A 16177-nucleotide genomic window follows, 5' to 3' on the forward strand; every position below is an offset into this window, starting at 1 on the left:
CACACAAATTGCAAAATCGGCAATTTGGCGTACGCAGAACTCGGGTTTTTATGCAAAACCAGCATAAAAACACCTCGCGTCACCGGACTGCTGAATAGTTACAAACATTTTTTCAATTATATCGCATATCAACAAAAATGAACAGATTAATTCTTTATCTGGCACTGGCAAATTGAAAAACAATCGAACTGTCCCCGGGCCCCTTTATTGCCAATGTTTTAACAATTGAAAAATGAGCTATTTTTTTAAAAGTTGAATTAGTTATTTTTCTGATATCATGGTATTCTTTGCAAATAAGAAACATATTAATCCGTAGGTATCAGGGGATAAAATACCTTTTTACCCCGACATCATAATGTTTTTGCATTATGTTTTTTAGAAAATATATGAAATGAGGGATATTATGCATAAGATACCAGTATTTTTGTCTGACAAGGAAGCTGTGAGCAAGTTTGTCGATATAATCAAAAAATTCGAATACCATTGTGATCTGTGCTGCGGAAACTATGCGGTAGATGCGAAATCATTAGTGGGTGTGGCTCCGCTCAGGGGAGCGCCGAATCTGGAGCTGATTATACATTCAGAGAAACCGGATAAGCTGATTCAGAGCATTGAGCAGTATTGCTGCTAATAAATAGCAGGTGAATATCAGAAGAGAATAGGAATAGAATATCGCTGTTGTACAACTGACAAATTCGTTGATTGTACAACAGTTTTTTTGTGCTATTCGGATGCGATGAAATCATTGCAAGGACGGGAAAATTCTGCGGCGGTGGAGCAACTTACTGCATCATGCATGCCTCATGAGGTTATGGAACTCGGATGCCTTCTCAACTATGACGGAGACGCTTACTACGAAGCATCCCTGGGACGAGCAGGCAGCTGAATAAAACGGTTATGAGCATTTCATGCTGAAAGAAATCTATGAACAGCCTAAGGCAGTAGAGAACACGATATCACCCCGAATCAAAGACGGACAGATTGTGTTGGATGAACTTGGATTGTCGGAGGATGAAATCCGAACTATCAGAAAAATCTATATTATAGCCTGTGGATCAGCTTATCACGTGGGGGTATCTGCGAAATGCGTTTTAGAAAAGATGACGAGGATTCCTGTAGAGGTAAAATCAAGAGGTGCCTATATAATGGCTGTAACAAATGAGGGGAACCATCAGATGGAAAATCTGGCGGCTTTTACGTTATATATACCAGAGGCATCACATTACTTTGCAACATCATTGGCGATCATACCGCTACAGCTGCTTGCTTATTATGTATCAGTGGCAAAAGGGCTTGATGTCGATAAACCAAGGAACCTGGCGAAATCGGTGACGGTTGAGTAAGGAGATTCTGTATAAATAGCATAATGTAGTACAGTACAGGCGCATGGACTTTGGGAAAGCAAAGTTCATGCGCCTTTTCATGTCACAAGAAAATATCCTATGATAAATAACATTCCACATGGAAACAAAGGGTGTTATTTGGACTTTTGTCTGTTATAATTTAATAAGAATCTGCAAAAGACTGTTTATTGTGCACTTCGGCAGCGAATGAACAAGCAGGAGAAGGATATTCATCCATGTATCAGGACCGGCAGCACAAGCGGCTGACCGAAATAGACAGAATTAACGGAGCTGTTGTCGAACAAGCTAAATCATATGGTGTTGCAACACCCTATAACTCTTTGATAGTGGATCTGATTCATGCCATTGAAGGAACCTATGATGAAGAAAATTGCTGATTCTGCAATTTGCGTGCATCTTGTATGGCTATGAAAGGCATAATCCTGAATAGTCACATTGCTAATAAATATGAGGAGGAAAATGTAAATGAAGAAATTAATATTAGTAACATCACCACCGGGCTGTGGTAAAACGTATGTATCAAAGCAGTTGGCAAAGGCGCTTAAGCATGTTGTTTATCTGGATAAAGACACACTCATCCCTTTATCAAAACAGATATTTGCAGCTGCGGGCGAAGAATATAACAGAAGTTCCCCTTTCTTTGAAGAATACATCAGGGACTATGAATATGAAACAATTGTTGATCTGGCCTTAGAAGCACTTGAATATGATGATATTGTGTTAATCAATGCACCATTCAGAGAAGAAATTCGAGATGAAACGTATATTCAAAACCTGAAAAACAGGTTAAAAGAAAAGAATGCAAGTCTCGTCGTAATTTGGGTAGAAACAACAATTGAAGTAAGCAAACAGAGGATGATAGCAAGAAACTCTGACCGGGACACCTGGAAGCTTGCTAATTGGGATGAATACATTGCAAGAGAAAATTTTGATATTCCGGTGACATTGGACGATCCGGCTGTAATTGATGATCTATTGATTTTTAAAAATTCTTCCGATGAAGAATTCAATGAATCATTAAGACGAATCGTTGATATACTGGAGGAGACGACATATTCTGCTGATCCCAGCTAAATATCATTATCAGTTTAACATCTGTATATTTTTTCGTTATTATCGCAACCCGTATTTCGGGCAGAGAAGTTACGTAATTAATCAAATATACCAGAAAGGATGGAGCTTATGATTAAAAGAAAATTCGGCAATACAGGCTTTGAAATCTCCCCGGTAGCATATGGTGGCATTGTTTCAATGAGAGATAGTCAGGATGCTTCTGACAAATACGTATCATGGGCAATTGATCGAGGCATCAATTATTTTGATGTTGCCCCATCTTATGAAGATGCACAGGAAAAACTGGGAAATTCTCTTATACCATATCGGAAAAGCATACATCTTGCCTGCAAGACGACCTGCAGAATGAAAGCGGATGCTGAGAAAGAATTTGAACAGTCTCTCCGCGCGCTTCACACTGATTATTTTGATGTCTATCAGATGCATGCCTTATGCGAGGATGAAGATGTGGAGCAGGCATTCGGTGTCGGCGGCATTATGGAGATGATGGTAAAAGCCAAAGAACAGGGGCTGGTTCGAAAATTAGGCATTACCTGCCATAATGAAGCAGTTGCATTGAAAGCAATGGCACTTTATGATTTCGATACGGTGCTGTTCCCGCTAAACTGGCACATGAATATAGGACATGATATGGGAACACGATTATGCCAAACAGCGAAAGAAAAAGGGATGGGGCTTCTTGGAATGAAGCAGCTTATCGAACGCGCCTGGATCGATTCGAATGAAAGGGATCATTCACCATTTCCAAAATCCTGGTGTAAGCCAATCAATTTGGATAATAAGGAGCTGCGGCTTGCAGCGATGAAATATACTCTTAATCTTGGAGCTGATTCCCTGGTTCCGCCAGGAGATTTTGTGAATTTCTCATTTGTCGTTGAAAATATTGAGGAATGCTTGAAGAATCCTTTGACAGAAAAGGATTTGATATTTTTAAAACAATCTTATGAAAAAGTGAAAGACTATCCTTTCTTTTAAGAAAAACATGATAATATCTGGTCTCGATTTGTGGAAATAATAAATACAGTCAGAAGTTCAACTTTAGTTGATATTGTGTTTAACTTGCGTTTACCTGGAACTGCTATCATAATCTTACAGCTTGCAGATACTTTGTAAGCGAGTTCAAAGAAAATATGATGACGAACCCGGAGTACCGGGACAGCAAAGAAAGGACAACGAAAGATGAACAAAAATTTTCAGGAGGCAATAAGAGACCGCCTTCAAACTGGATTTAAAAACTGGAACAATGGATACGAATCATGGTTAGACTGGTGTAATACCCTGTATGAGCCAGATGCCCATTACAATGTTTACGGTCAACGTCTGACCCTTCAGCAGTATAAGGATATGATGGGCCAGTTTTTCTCGGCATTTGATGTTGAACTGGGCGATTTCTACAATATGCTTGTGGAGGATGATTGGTGCGCAATTCGCTATTCGGTAAACATTACGAACAAGAAAACAGGCGAGAAGATTGAGCAGATGACAATGGAATTCGTCAATTTCAAAGACAACCCGGAACCGATAGGAGCGAGGGTCGTTGAAGGATGGGCACTTTCTGACAAGCCCCTTTCAGCAGAATAAGTAGAATATTAAGAATAATCAGAATAAGAGGAATGGATAGTAAAAGAGAAGCAACCGGTTAAGCTTTAGCCTGTTGCTTCTCTTCATTATTCAAATAATTGGACGGTAAAGATACTTCCTTTTCCATTCTCGCTGGCAGCCGTAATCTGATTCCCGGTCAATTCGATAATCTTCTTAACTTGGGCGAGACCCAGCCCGTTCCCTTCTTTTTTGTGGGAAGTATCAGCCTGATAGAATTTCTCAAAAACATGACGAAGATTCTGTTCAGATATGCCAATACCCTGATCAGCAATTTCAAAGACAATTCTGGGGCCTTTCTTATACAGGCTTATCCGGATAATTCCGTTTTGATGGCTGAATTTGACCGCATTACTGATCAGATTGGACCAGACATGATAAAGCAGCTGCTCGGCTCCGGTATAAGTGATTTCCTTCATATCCAGATCAAATTCGATACCCTTGGCACACCAGACAGCTTCCTGCTGCAGCAGAATCTGCAGGATCTGCTCATCCAGGCGGTATGTTCTGATTTCAGGCTGGATAGTCTGATTGTTCAGCTTGCTGAGCATCAGGATATTTCCGACTAAAGAGGACAGGCGCTTTGTGTTATACAAAATGCGGTCGATGTATTCCTCTTTTTCACTTTCTGAGATATCAGGATTCTGCATCAGTGTTGCATAGCCTTCTATGGCAGTGAGCGGCGTCTTGAATTCATGAGACACATTAGAGACAAAATCGGAACGCAAGGTTTCAATGGAGGATAGTTCTTCAGTCATTGTCTTAAAATTGTGGAATACGGTCTCCAATTCGGTGATTTTACCTTTGTAGTCCAGTGAAACATCAAAATCACCCATGGTCACTTTTTCGGAGGCACGATTTAATATCTGCAAAGGCTTAACCAGCTGGCGGACAAGTAAAAAAGGGCAAAGCAATTCGATGTTGATCATGAAAAGCAACACAAAACCGACGTTCGCCTGTATCGCCCCTTTTGAAAACCCATATGTGAAAAGTATATAAGTCGTGGCGCCTATCAGCACAAATGTTCCAAGCGCACAAGGGACAAGAATCCTTAAGCAATATGCGAATGCGGAGTTGTCCGGGGGATTTCTTTTATCAGTCATCTTTTCACCGCCTTATATCCCATGCCCCGGATTGTGACAATTTCAAAATCGGTATTGTTGATAAATCTGTTTCTGAGCCGGTTTATATGGACATCTACAGTATGCGGATCCGCATCGGAATCATAGCCCCAAACCTCATCCATTAACTGAAGTCTTGTAAAGGCTTTGCCGCAATTAGAGATCAATTGAAAAAGCAGCAGGAACTCTTTTTGGGGCATTGACATTTCCTTGCTGTTATCTGTTACGGAGTATGAATCATAATTAAAGACAGTCTGGCCGATTATAAATTTGCGTTCAGATACCATCTGGGCCCGGCGCAAAAGCGCCTGTACACGGAGTACCATTTCGTTGATATTGACAGGCTTTACCATATAGTCATCGGCTCCGGACAAAAATCCCTGTTCCAGATCCATGAAAGAATCTTTGGCCGTTATAATCAGTATGGGAATCTTATATCCGGAATTTCGAAGGCTGGTAATCAGCTCGTAGCCATCTATGCGCGGCATCATAAGGTCGGCAATGATCAGGTCGGGCTGGGTAGTGTCCAGAATATCCAGGGCATCCTGGCCATCGTTGGCTTCTGTGACATCGTATCCGTTTCTTCTTAATACTTTGGCGTAAAGCTGTCTGATTTCAGTATCATCTTCAGCTACTATTACACGAAACATTGTTTCAATCTCCTTTTAAGGTTTTATTTCATATCATACAACAGAATTATCAACAAAACATCAACTATATGTGTGAAAGCGGTTAGGAATCCAGTTGAAAAAAGTAATATGGCGTTACTCTTGTGATATGCAGAAAAGGAAATAAGGTCGTAGATTTTATTAAAAACAACAAATAAGTGCACAAAAACAAAAAAATGTATATACCCATGAATTCCTATTGTTTATAGTATGAATAAGCAATAGGAATTTTGTTTATTAATAAACATGTAAGTTGGATTTCAGGGAATTTGGTTTAGAAGTTTCACACCACGCAGAACTGAATGAAAATGAAAAGTACAAAAATGGAGGATGAAGTAATGGGTAAAAGAGAAAAGAATCCGGATCGAATCGGAGCTGGAAAGTTTTTTGCATGGCAGTCGCGTTCCTTGTCATCGGCATGCAATATTGTCATTCAGGGATTTTTAGGAATCTATTTTACAGACCAGTTGGGATTATCGCCGGCCTTGGTGGCAACTCTTATGATGTTTGGCAATATCGTTGATGCGGTTACTGACCTGCTGGCCGGATATGTGGTAGACAGAACAAACACGAAGCTGGGAAAAGGGCGTCCTTATGAATTGTGCATTATAGGCGTCTGGTTATGCACATGGCTGCTTTACAGCTGCCCGCCGAACTTTAGCATGACATTGAAATATGCATGGGTATTCATTATGTCCCTGCTTGTACGGGCCATATTCAATACAATTCTGAATTCAGCACAGATGCCATATATGGTCCGCGCATTTTCGAAAGGGCAATTAGTCAGGATTGCATCTTATGGCGGGCTGCTTACAATGGTCGGTTCAATCATCGTTAGTATTTCATTCCCGATATTGATGGGTACATTGGCAACAAGTGCGAAAGGCTGGAGCACTTTGCTCGCAATCTATGCAATTCCTCTTGGCGTGATCGGCATCATGAGATTCTTTTTGGTAAAGGAAGATATCAAGGTCGAAGAAAGCACAACCGAGAAAGTAGCAATTCATAGCATTTTTAAAGTTCTGGGGAAAAATCCATTTATCTGGATGGTCGCGTTGGCGCAGATGTTGCAGGGAACCGTCTTATCCATGGGTGTTGGCACTTATTTTTATAAATATGTTGTCGGAAACATAGGAATTATGGGCATGATTATGGCAGTCAGTGTAGTTGTTCTTCCGGTCATGTTTTTTGTTCCTCCGCTTCTGAAAAGAATGCCGAAGGGAAGGCTGATTGTGTGGGGAACTGCGCTGCAGATTATCGGCGCCCTGGTAATGTTTGCAGCCGGGGCAAGTATTCCAATGATTATCGTGGCAGCCATTATCGGCGGAATCGGCGTTATGCCGATTACTTTCCTTGTAGATCTGCAGATATTGGACTGCTGTTCCTACAGTGAATGGAAAGGACTTCCAAGGCTGGAAGGATCTCTTGGAAGCTTTCGAAATTTCGTAAACAAATGCGGAAACGGTTTAGGGGGACTTTTGTTCGGTGTCATGCTGGAAGCATCAGGTTATGTTGGAACAGCAGCAACTCAGCCGGATTCGGCAATCATGACGATCCGCTTAGCCATTGGGGTTGTGCCGGCGATTATGTATTTGATTGTAGGCGTGCTCATGCTGGCATACGGCAGGCTGGATAAGCTGATGCCTCAGATCGAAAGAGATAATGCGGCTAAGGCTGTCAGTCTGGCGGGAGGCAATGAGTAAAGATGGAGAATATAAAAGAAATTATTCGTAATATGACAATCGAAGAAAAAGCCGGCCTCTGTTCCGGTGAAAATGATTGGTTTACAAAAGCTGTGGAGAGGCTGGGTGTGCCTGCAGTCAGAATGAGCGACGGACCTCACGGACTTCGTACACAGGAGGCTTCAGAGGGAAGCCTGTTGAAGGAACAAAGCATAAAAGCAGTATGTTTTCCGGCTGCATGTGCAACTGGAAACAGTTTTGATCCGGAACTCCTGAAGGAAATGGGGGAAAGGCTTGGACAAGAGAGCCAGGCATCCGATGTTCAGATTCTTCTGGGTCCGGGTGTAAATATGAAACGGAATCCGCTCTGTGGAAGGAATTTCGAGTATTTCAGTGAAGACCCATGTGTCGCCGGAAAACTTGGAACCGCATTTGTTAAGGGTGTGCAGAGTCAGGGAGTGGGTACAAGCTTAAAGCATTTTTTTGCAAATAATCAGGAAACCCGAAGGATGGAAATATCTTCGGAGGTAGACGAGCGTACGAAGCGTGAATACTATCTGCCCGCATTTGAACAGGTCATAAAGGAAGCAAAGCCTGTGACGGTTATGGCAGCCTATAATAAGATAGATGGGACATTTGCTACAGAGAGCAGAAAATACCTCACGGATGTGCTCAGGAAAGAATGGGGATACGAGGGCGTCGTTGTCAGTGACTGGGGCGCGGTCCATAACCGGGTGAAGGCGGTGGAGGCGGGAACAGACATTACGATGCCTTCCGCAACGAAGACGGACAGGAAGCTTGTTGAAGCCGTTGAGAAGGGAGAGCTTGCAGAAAGCGTGCTGGATGAGGCCTGTGAGCGTATCCTTTTCATGGTGAAAGAGCTGACCGAAAACAAACAGGAGAATGTGACATTTGATTATGAATCTGACCATGCATTTGCGAGAAAAGTGGCAGCGGAAAGCATGGTGCTTCTGAAGAATGAGGATCAGATTCTGCCGATTTCCGGCAGGCAGAAGGTGGCGTTTATCGGTGCTTATGCAAAGAACCCGCGCTATCAGGGAGGCGGTTCCAGCCATGTGAACAGCTATAAAGTGATCGGTGCATATGATGCGGTAATCGCAGAGGGATTTGCAGAGGAAAATAATCTGAGCTATGCAGACGGTTACGCACCCTATACGAAAGAACTTGATCAAAGTGCCGTTATAGAGGCTGTTTCCAACAGTGCAAGGCCGGACGATAAATTTGAAAATGACGTGGATGAAGCATTGATTATCGAGGCAGTCAGCCTGGCAAAGGAAGCGGATGTCGCAGTGATTTTTGCAGGGCTTCCGGAATTGATGGAATCTGAAGGGTTTGACAGAAAAGACATGAAAATGCCCGAAAGCCATGTGAGGCTGATTGAAGCGGTGACAAAATCCCAGCCGAATACGGCAGTGGTACTATATAATGGTTCTGCAATCGAGCTGCCTTGGGCGAATCGTGTGAAGGCAATTCTGGAAGCATATCTTCCTGGCGAAGCAGCCGGTGAAGCTACCGTGGACATCCTGTATGGAAAAGTAAATCCAAGCGGACATCTCGCAGAAAGCTTCCCGGTCAGGCTGGAAGACAACCCATCCTACCTGATTTTTCCGGGCGATAAGGAAGGTGCCAATTATAATGAGCGAATGTTTGTCGGATACCGCTATTATGAAAGCAAGAAGGTCGATGTGAGGTTTCCTTTTGGACACGGCCTTTCCTATACGGAATTTGCATTTTCAAATCTGCATATAGAAAAAGAGCGGCTGCAGGGCAGAGATAGTGTCGAAGTGCGGGTGGATGTGACCAATATAGGAAGCCGCGGGGGCAGCGAGGTGGTCCAGCTGTATGTGGCTCCGTCAAAGGGAAGCCTTCCAAGGCCTGTAAGAGAGCTTCGTGATTTCGAAAAAGTGAACCTTGAGGTCGGCGAAACGAAGACTGTAAGTTTTAAACTGGAGTCGAGGGATTTTGCCTACTGGAGTGTTGCAAAGAATGACTGGGCTCTAGAAAGTGGTGAATGCCGAATCCAGATCGGACGTTCTTCCCATGATATTGTTCTTGAAGAGAGTATTTCGATAGATGCAGGCGATATGAAGGAAAAAGTGTTCTTTACACTGCAGACACCTATGAAGGAGTTATTTGCGACAGAACGAGGAAAGCAATTCTGGGATGCCCGTGTTTGTGATTTTATACGCGGCGTTGCAGCGTATGGAGTGATACCGGCAGAAGCTGCGGAGGCACTTTTGGCGAATCCGGCTGTCATTTCACAGATGCCCCAAATGGACCATTTATATATGCAGTCGATTTCCCTGATTGCAGCATTTTGCGGAAATGTAGATGAGGAAGAGCTAGAAGCATTGTGTGCGGAGTTGAATGCCTGACCTGTGATGCCTGACCTGCTATTCGTCGAAAGATTTCATAAATTGGCAGTCAGATGTGAAATGAATATTACAATTAACCTTAGCAAGTCCATAACTCCGCATCTTCAAGCGGGGTATGGACTTGCTAGTTTCAGTATGAGCCAGGTTCATGCTGAAATACAACAAAGTGGTAATCAGGTCATAAGCAGGCAGCATAGGCGGAATGCGAATATCTGCTTTGACCTAGCCATCCCATCAATGATTTGGTACAATAGGAATAATGTAGAAGTAGCTTTGCAGTAGGATTCAATTTCAGCAAAAGTAGCACTTTTTTGAATATATATATTTTAGTGTGTGGAGGTGGCGGCATGATTAATGCAATCGTTGTGGAGGATGAACAGGTTATCAGAAATGGAATTTTGAATCATGTGCCATGGAAGAAGCTGGGAATAGAAAATGTGATGTCTGCGGAACATGCTGGGGAAGCATTCCTGATATGCGAAGATACAAAACCGGATTTGATTATTTCGGATATTAATATGCCGGGAATGAATGGTGTTACTTTATGCCAGAAGCTGCGTGAAAAGTTTCCGGAAAGTGAAATCATATTTGTGACAGGTTTTTCGGACAAGGAATACCTGAAAGCGGCAATCCAGCTGCATGCGGTCAGCTATGTAGAAAAGCCGGTCAATATTCAGGAGCTTACAGAAGCCGTGGCAGAAGCGGCAGCACGCATTGAGAAAGCCCGCAGTCAAAGGTCTGCGGTTGTCCAGTCTCTTTTTACAAATTCAAACAGTATTAATTATGCGCTTACGGAAGATAAGTTTTTTGAAGTGTGTTTAATCCATTTAAAAAATGAAGCAGACAGAATTTCTGCAATGGAAATGCTGAATCAGAAATTAACAGCCTACTCAAATAACGTGAAGATACATTGCCAGTTAGAACAGGTGGACCGGCTGAATATTGCAGCTCTGTTTTCAGATACGGATGCGATGGGAAAAAGATTGAAAAGCAGCATCCATACCTTTTACAGTATTATGAAAGAAGCAGGGATTGATTATTTTCTGGCTTTCGGAACGGAAGAGCAGGGGCAGGACAAGATCCAGGCATCCTACGAAGCTGCTGCACAGGCTTTAAAATGCCTCAGTTATAAGGACTGGAACCATATCGCAACCCAGGAAGATATCCCGGTAAGAAAGCGGAAATTTTCAGTGGATAGAGCCATGCTGGACCGGTTTACCCAGGCGCTTGCGCAGAAGGATAAGGAGCAGGCGGTAAAGAATGTCAGGGAAATGACAAAGACCCTGGTGGAGGAACGGCTATTTATAAATGCAGATATCCGTTATCTTTACTATTCGTTGGAGGATGTGATGCTGAGGCTCAAGAGAAATGTGTACACCAGAGAAACAGAGACGCAGCCTCATGCAGAGCACTCCCGTGAAATCGAAAATGCGGAAACGCTGTATGAGCTGGAGCAGTATATCTGCGATTTGATAAAGAAGAATGAGTTTATTGAAGATGACAGCAATAATTCCTATATTATTCAGAAAGTTATGGATTATGTGCTGCAGCATTATACGGAGTCTGATCTTTCCATAAAGACCCTTGCAGAACATGTATATCTAACACCTACATATTTAAGCAATTTATTTAAGAAGAATACAGGGATAACCATAGGGCAGTATCTGGTGAATGTAAGAGTAGATCAGGCCAAACTGCTGCTTCAGAATCCGAAATGGAAACTGTATCAGATCGCACCGATGGTGGGCTATGAGGATTCGAACTATTTTGCGAAGATTTTCAAAAAGAAACTGGGTGTTACTCCATCCGAATATCGGGAAAAAATGGTGGTTTAAATGAAAAAAATTATAAGACCCTTCATAAGAAATATGTCAATGCAGAAGAAAATGATGATTTCTTTTGCAATTCCAATTGCTGTTATTTATATTCTTCTGAATACCGTCTGCTATCACTATATAACAGTAAAATATGAAGAAAAGATAAAATATTCTATGGAACAGTCATCAGATCAGGCAGTGTCATTTTTGAATAATTATGTGCAGAATATGCAGTACCTGGCAGTTCTGGTCGAAAACAGCGGCGTGGTGCAGGAGATACTAGGTTCAGAGCAGTATACCCGGGACAGGACATATGGGGAACAGTACAGGGAATTTTTAAGGCTCAGCCAGAGCTTTTCTTCCTATGAACTGTCAAATCCTATCTATCGTCTGGGCCTGTATGTACCGGATGAATTGATGTATTCCTCGAATCATTATTATTTTTATGAAGAGTCAATGCTGAAAGAACGGGAAGATTTTGAGAAAATGGATACAGCATTGAATCAGGGAAGCTTCTATTATGCCATTACCCAGGAAAAAAAGTTATTGAATTCAGAGGATGCGGTACCTGCACTCACCTTGTTCAAGAGGATATTTTCAAAAGACAGTCTGCCGCGGCCATTGCAGATCTGCAGTATCAGCATTGAGTTGGAAAAATTCATAGATCTGATGAAAAATGCGAATATCACGCAGGATGGCTTGATTTATCTCTTAGACCAGAATAATGAGATTCTGGTTTCTTCGGATTCGGGAAAGCTGCTGAACCTGCAGGAAAATGATGGATTTCCGGCAAGGGGATCTGATAAATCATGGGAAAAGATCCGGATCGGCGGCGAGCGCTATTTTATGATCCGAAAACAGGTAGATACTGCAGACTGGCAGATGATATCCCTGATCCCTTATGAGGAATATCAGCACCAGCAGACATTTATCCAGGTGTTTCAGTATGTGACGATTGCTTTGATTGTCATTCTGGCTTCCGCCGTTTCTTATCTGCTGTCTAGGTTTTATGTAAAGCGGCTTTCGAATCTGCGGCTTAAGATGACAAGCATTCAGAAAGGCGATATGAATGCCCAGCTTCCGATGGATACGGGAGAGCAGGGAGATGAAATCGATGAAATATACCGGAACTTCAATTTCATGGTAGATGAAGTGCGAAGACTGCTGCAGGAACATTTCCGTCTCGGACGCGATATGAAGGTATCCGAGATCAAAGCGCTTCAGGCACAGATCAATCCCCATTTCCTGTATAACACGCTGGATCTGATCAACTGGATGGCGGTGGACTATGGAGCTTCGGATATAGAGCAGATGGTGCATAACCTGTCCAGATTCTACCGGCTGAGCCTTAACCGGGGGAAAAGCATCCTGACGATCCGTGAGGAGCTGGAGCATGTGCAGGCATATGTGAATATTGAAAATGTTCATTTTGATCATGCAATTGCCTATGAACAGAACGTACCGGAAGAGATTCTTGACAAAGCATGCCTGAATATCATTCTACAGCCTTTTGTGGAAAATGCAATTATTCATGGAATTGCAGAAAATCCGGAAATGAAGACCCTGCAGATAAAGGTCACGGCGGAAATTCAGGATTCGGATGTTATTTTCCACGTCAGGGATGATGGAAAGGGGATGTCCAGGGAACTGATTCATCAGCTTGAAACGGAATATATGAATCCCGGGACAAAAGGATACGGAATCCGCAATATAAATTTCCGGATCAAGCTGTGTTTTGGAGAGAAATATGGAGTCACTTATGATAGCCCTCCCGGGGAAGGGACGGTTGCCCATATCAGAATTCCGCTGATTGAATGCGAAGAAGCAGAACGGATGATCCAGTAAAAAAGCTCTGCATGCAGAATGAATTTCTGCGTGCAGAGTTTTTTGCGTAATAATTTACTGTTTATCATATTTTTATCATATGGGAAAGCAGTCGTGATTTTCTTATACTTGATAACAGAAAGAGAAGAGGTATCTGTTCAGATATCCCGAGAAAAGGAGTTGTTACGCATATGAATCAAAATGACGATTGTACATGGTACTGGCTTCCGGAATGGAATGCGGAAAAAGAGACGTCTCCGGTCTTTGTATATTTCAGGAAAGAAATAGAACTGGAAGAAAAGCCTGAGCATTTTACTATATGTATGTCTGCAGATTCCAGGTACAAATTATACGTCAATCAGAAGCTGGCAGAAGCAGGGCCATCAAAAGGAAATGACCAGATCTGGTATTATGACGAGCTGGATATTGCACCATTATTAAAAAACGGAAGAAATATTCTGGCAGTCGCTGTCCTGCATTACCCGGTGGAACATTATAAGGGGAATTTCAGCACTTTCCGTACAAAAACCCCTGGCTTATATACCAATATAAAAGGAGACTGGATATGCAGGAGAGCGGAACACATCCAGATCGTTTCGGAAAATCCCTGGTTTGCACCAATGCAGATTTATGAACGTGCAGCCGGCAATCAGACTTCGCTTCTGTGGATGCATGAAAACTATGATGCTGCAGACTGGAAACCAGCCAGGGAATATGGAACAGACGAAACGGAAATTAAGAACCTGTCTCTGCGTACAATCCCGTTTCTCAGGAAGATCAAGGGAAAGTTCAGGGAAATTTCAAAGCAGCATCGTTCTGATTACTCACCGGATGAATGGAAGGATTTTTTACAGGAGAAACGGACGCTTCTTGTTCCTTCGAATACAGTAGAAAGCGTGGATATCGATGCAGGGGAACTGATGACCGGTTATCTGCAGTTGCGGATGGCACAAGGCGCAGGTGCGGAAATAACTTTGCTGCAGGCAGAGTGTTACGCCGGAGAGCGGTGCGAACACGAAGATCCGTTCAAACGCCTGCCCCGAAAAGGAGACCGGACAGATGCAGTCCATGGAGACCTCTATGGAAATGAGGATTTCTACCTGGCTTTTGGCGGGGGAACGGAAGGGATTCCGGAGGTCTATGAGCCATTCTGGTTCCGCACGTTCCGGTATATCCGGTTGAGGATTGAAACAAAAGAAGAACCGCTGCAGCTGCTCGGCTTTGATTATACCGAAACGGGCTACCCGCTGGAAATCCAGTCATGGGGAAAGGCCTCAGATTCTTCCCTGGATGGAGTCTGGGATATTTCTGCCAGAACACTAAGACGATGCATGTTCGAGACCTATGTGGATTGTCCGTTTTATGAGCAGCTTCAGTATGCCATGGATTCCAGAAGCCAGATGCTGTTCACTTATGCAACGGCAGCCGATGACCGCCTTGCAAGAAAATGCATGGAGGATTTCAGACAATCGGCGCTGGAAGACGGGATGATTCAGTGCTCCTATCCGAATTATGAGAACAATGTGATTCCCGGATTTTCCATTTATTATATCGGCATGCTGTACGACCATATGATGTATTTTGGTGACCGGGAACTGATAGAAAAACATATGCCGGTGGTAGAAGGAATTTTAAATTACTTTAACAGCCGTTTGGATGAAAGTGGAATCGTCGGGAAAATCGGCGGTTTAAACAAGCCGGACAATTACTGGTCCTTTATCGACTGGACAAAAGAATGGGATAAGACAGATGGTGTTCCGCCGGTCACACTTGATGGCCCCATTACCATGGAGAGCCTGCTGTATGTCCTTGGACTGCAGTATGCAGCAGAACTGGCAGATTATCTGGGACAAAACGCTGCAGCAGAATGTTATCGGAAAGCTGCCGTAAATGCACAACAGGCCGTGAACCGATGCTGCAAAGGTATAAACGGCATGTATCAAGATGGCCCGGGAATGGAAGCGTACAGCCAGCATACCCAGGTTTTTGCCATACTGACAGACACCGTCAGCATAGAAGCCGGGAGAGCCTTGCTGGAGGAAACGCTGATAAACAGTGAACGCTATGCACAGTGTTCGGTTGCAATGATGTTTTATCTCTTCAGAGCCCTTGAAAAGTGCGGTTTATATCATTACACGAATGGGTTGTGGGATATCTGGAGAACAATGGTTGATAATAATCTGACTACCTGCGCAGAGGATCCGATTAGCAGCAGAAGTGATTGTCATGCATGGGGATCCTTACTGTTATACGAGATGCCGGCTTCCATTTTAGGAGTGAGACCTGTAAAACCCGGGTGCGGACAAATCATGATCCAGCCTCATACAGAATGGCTGAGCTGGGCAAAAGGAGAAGTGATGACCCCAAAAGGGAAGATAGAAGTGGCATGGGAAAAACAGGAAAATGAGGAAGTGAAACTGACGATCCATTGTCCGGATGGTATGGAAATCTGTTATGACCATGAAGGACGAAGTCCTGAATAGCTGCCAATCTGTTATGGAAATCCATCATGATACAGAAACGGAAACGTATAATCTTCCTGTTTATCATAGTTTTGATATATATATAAAGGTCATCATACGTTTTATAATACTAATATAAGAAAAAGAATCTAATCAATATTTTGGAGGGA

13 protein-coding genes and 1 pseudogene are annotated in these 16177 nt (G+C 43.0%); 12 read left to right on the forward strand and 2 right to left on the reverse strand.

Going from position 1 to position 16177, the window contains the following annotated elements; genetic code table 11:
- Window positions 1–403: 403 nt before the first annotated feature.
- The 7 genes and pseudogenes from BJR36_RS00365 to BJR36_RS00390 all read left to right on the forward strand — a co-directional run bounded on the left by BJR36_RS00365 (window position 404) and on the right by BJR36_RS00390 (window position 4019).
- Window positions 404–631, forward strand: coding sequence for an HPr family phosphocarrier protein (locus tag BJR36_RS00365; protein ID WP_091228539.1), 228 nt, complete (start codon window positions 404–406; stop codon window positions 629–631).
- Between the two features lie 105 nt (window positions 632–736).
- The gene (locus BJR36_RS20155) at window positions 737–886 is read left to right on the forward strand and encodes a hypothetical protein (RefSeq protein ID WP_169823541.1); all 150 of its coding nucleotides are present in this window, start codon (window positions 737–739) and stop codon (window positions 884–886) included.
- Window positions 887–1073: 187 nt separating this feature from the next.
- Window positions 1074–1343 (forward strand): annotated as a pseudogene (locus BJR36_RS21230) (glutamine--fructose-6-phosphate transaminase (isomerizing)); the annotation flags it as partial.
- Between the two features lie 188 nt (window positions 1344–1531).
- Window positions 1532–1741 carry a ketopantoate reductase family protein gene (locus BJR36_RS00375; protein ID WP_278276574.1) on the forward strand — a complete coding sequence of 70 codons (210 nt, stop codon included), beginning with the start codon at window positions 1532–1534 and terminating at the stop codon, window positions 1739–1741.
- Between the two features lie 88 nt (window positions 1742–1829).
- Complete coding sequence (locus tag BJR36_RS00380) at window positions 1830–2438, forward strand: P-loop nucleotide/nucleoside kinase family protein (protein ID WP_091228546.1); 609 nt, start codon at window positions 1830–1832, stop codon at window positions 2436–2438.
- A 108-nt stretch (window positions 2439–2546) separates the two neighbouring features.
- Entirely contained in the window at window positions 2547–3413 is an 867-nt protein-coding gene (locus BJR36_RS00385) for an aldo/keto reductase (RefSeq protein WP_169823549.1), read from the forward strand.
- A 204-nt stretch (window positions 3414–3617) separates the two neighbouring features.
- Window positions 3618–4019, forward strand: coding sequence for a nuclear transport factor 2 family protein (locus tag BJR36_RS00390; RefSeq protein WP_091228550.1), 402 nt, complete (start codon window positions 3618–3620; stop codon window positions 4017–4019).
- An 86-nt stretch (window positions 4020–4105) separates the two neighbouring features.
- Here BJR36_RS00390 and BJR36_RS00395 read toward each other — a convergent pair whose 3' ends face one another.
- Both BJR36_RS00395 and BJR36_RS00400 read right to left on the reverse strand, forming a co-directional pair.
- Window positions 4106–5140: a HAMP domain-containing sensor histidine kinase gene (locus BJR36_RS00395; RefSeq protein ID WP_091228552.1), complete on the reverse strand. Its 1035-nt coding sequence runs from the start codon at window positions 5138–5140 to the stop codon at window positions 4106–4108.
- Window positions 5137–5808 (reverse strand): response regulator transcription factor, encoded by a 672-nt coding sequence (locus BJR36_RS00400; RefSeq protein WP_091228555.1) that lies wholly within the window; start codon window positions 5806–5808, stop codon window positions 5137–5139. The genes BJR36_RS00395 and BJR36_RS00400 overlap by 4 nt, the downstream gene beginning before the upstream one ends.
- Before the next feature lie 326 nt (window positions 5809–6134).
- Here BJR36_RS00400 and BJR36_RS00405 point away from each other — a divergent pair, with 326 nt between their 5' ends.
- The 5 genes from BJR36_RS00405 to BJR36_RS00430 all read left to right on the forward strand — a co-directional run bounded on the left by BJR36_RS00405 (window position 6135) and on the right by BJR36_RS00430 (window position 16028).
- Window positions 6135–7529, forward strand: a complete 1395-nt coding sequence (locus tag BJR36_RS00405) for an MFS transporter (RefSeq protein ID WP_169823550.1) — start codon at window positions 6135–6137, stop codon at window positions 7527–7529.
- 2 nt (window positions 7530–7531) lie between these two features.
- Entirely contained in the window at window positions 7532–9904 is a 2373-nt protein-coding gene (locus BJR36_RS00410; RefSeq protein WP_091228559.1) for a beta-glucosidase family protein, read from the forward strand.
- A 347-nt stretch (window positions 9905–10251) separates the two neighbouring features.
- Window positions 10252–11739, forward strand: a complete 1488-nt coding sequence (locus BJR36_RS00420) for a response regulator transcription factor (protein ID WP_091228564.1) — start codon at window positions 10252–10254, stop codon at window positions 11737–11739.
- Window positions 11740–13566, forward strand: coding sequence for a cache domain-containing sensor histidine kinase (locus BJR36_RS00425; protein WP_091228566.1), 1827 nt, complete (start codon window positions 11740–11742; stop codon window positions 13564–13566).
- 170 nt (window positions 13567–13736) lie between these two features.
- A complete protein-coding gene (locus BJR36_RS00430; protein WP_091228569.1) occupies window positions 13737–16028 on the forward strand; it encodes an alpha-L-rhamnosidase-related protein in 2292 nt (763 codons plus the stop codon).
- Window positions 16029–16177 lie beyond the last annotated feature (149 nt).

It is taken from the genome of Anaerobium acetethylicum, from assembly GCF_900096945.1.
GTDB classification, from domain to species: Bacteria; Bacillota; Clostridia; order Lachnospirales; family Lachnospiraceae; genus Anaerobium; species Anaerobium acetethylicum.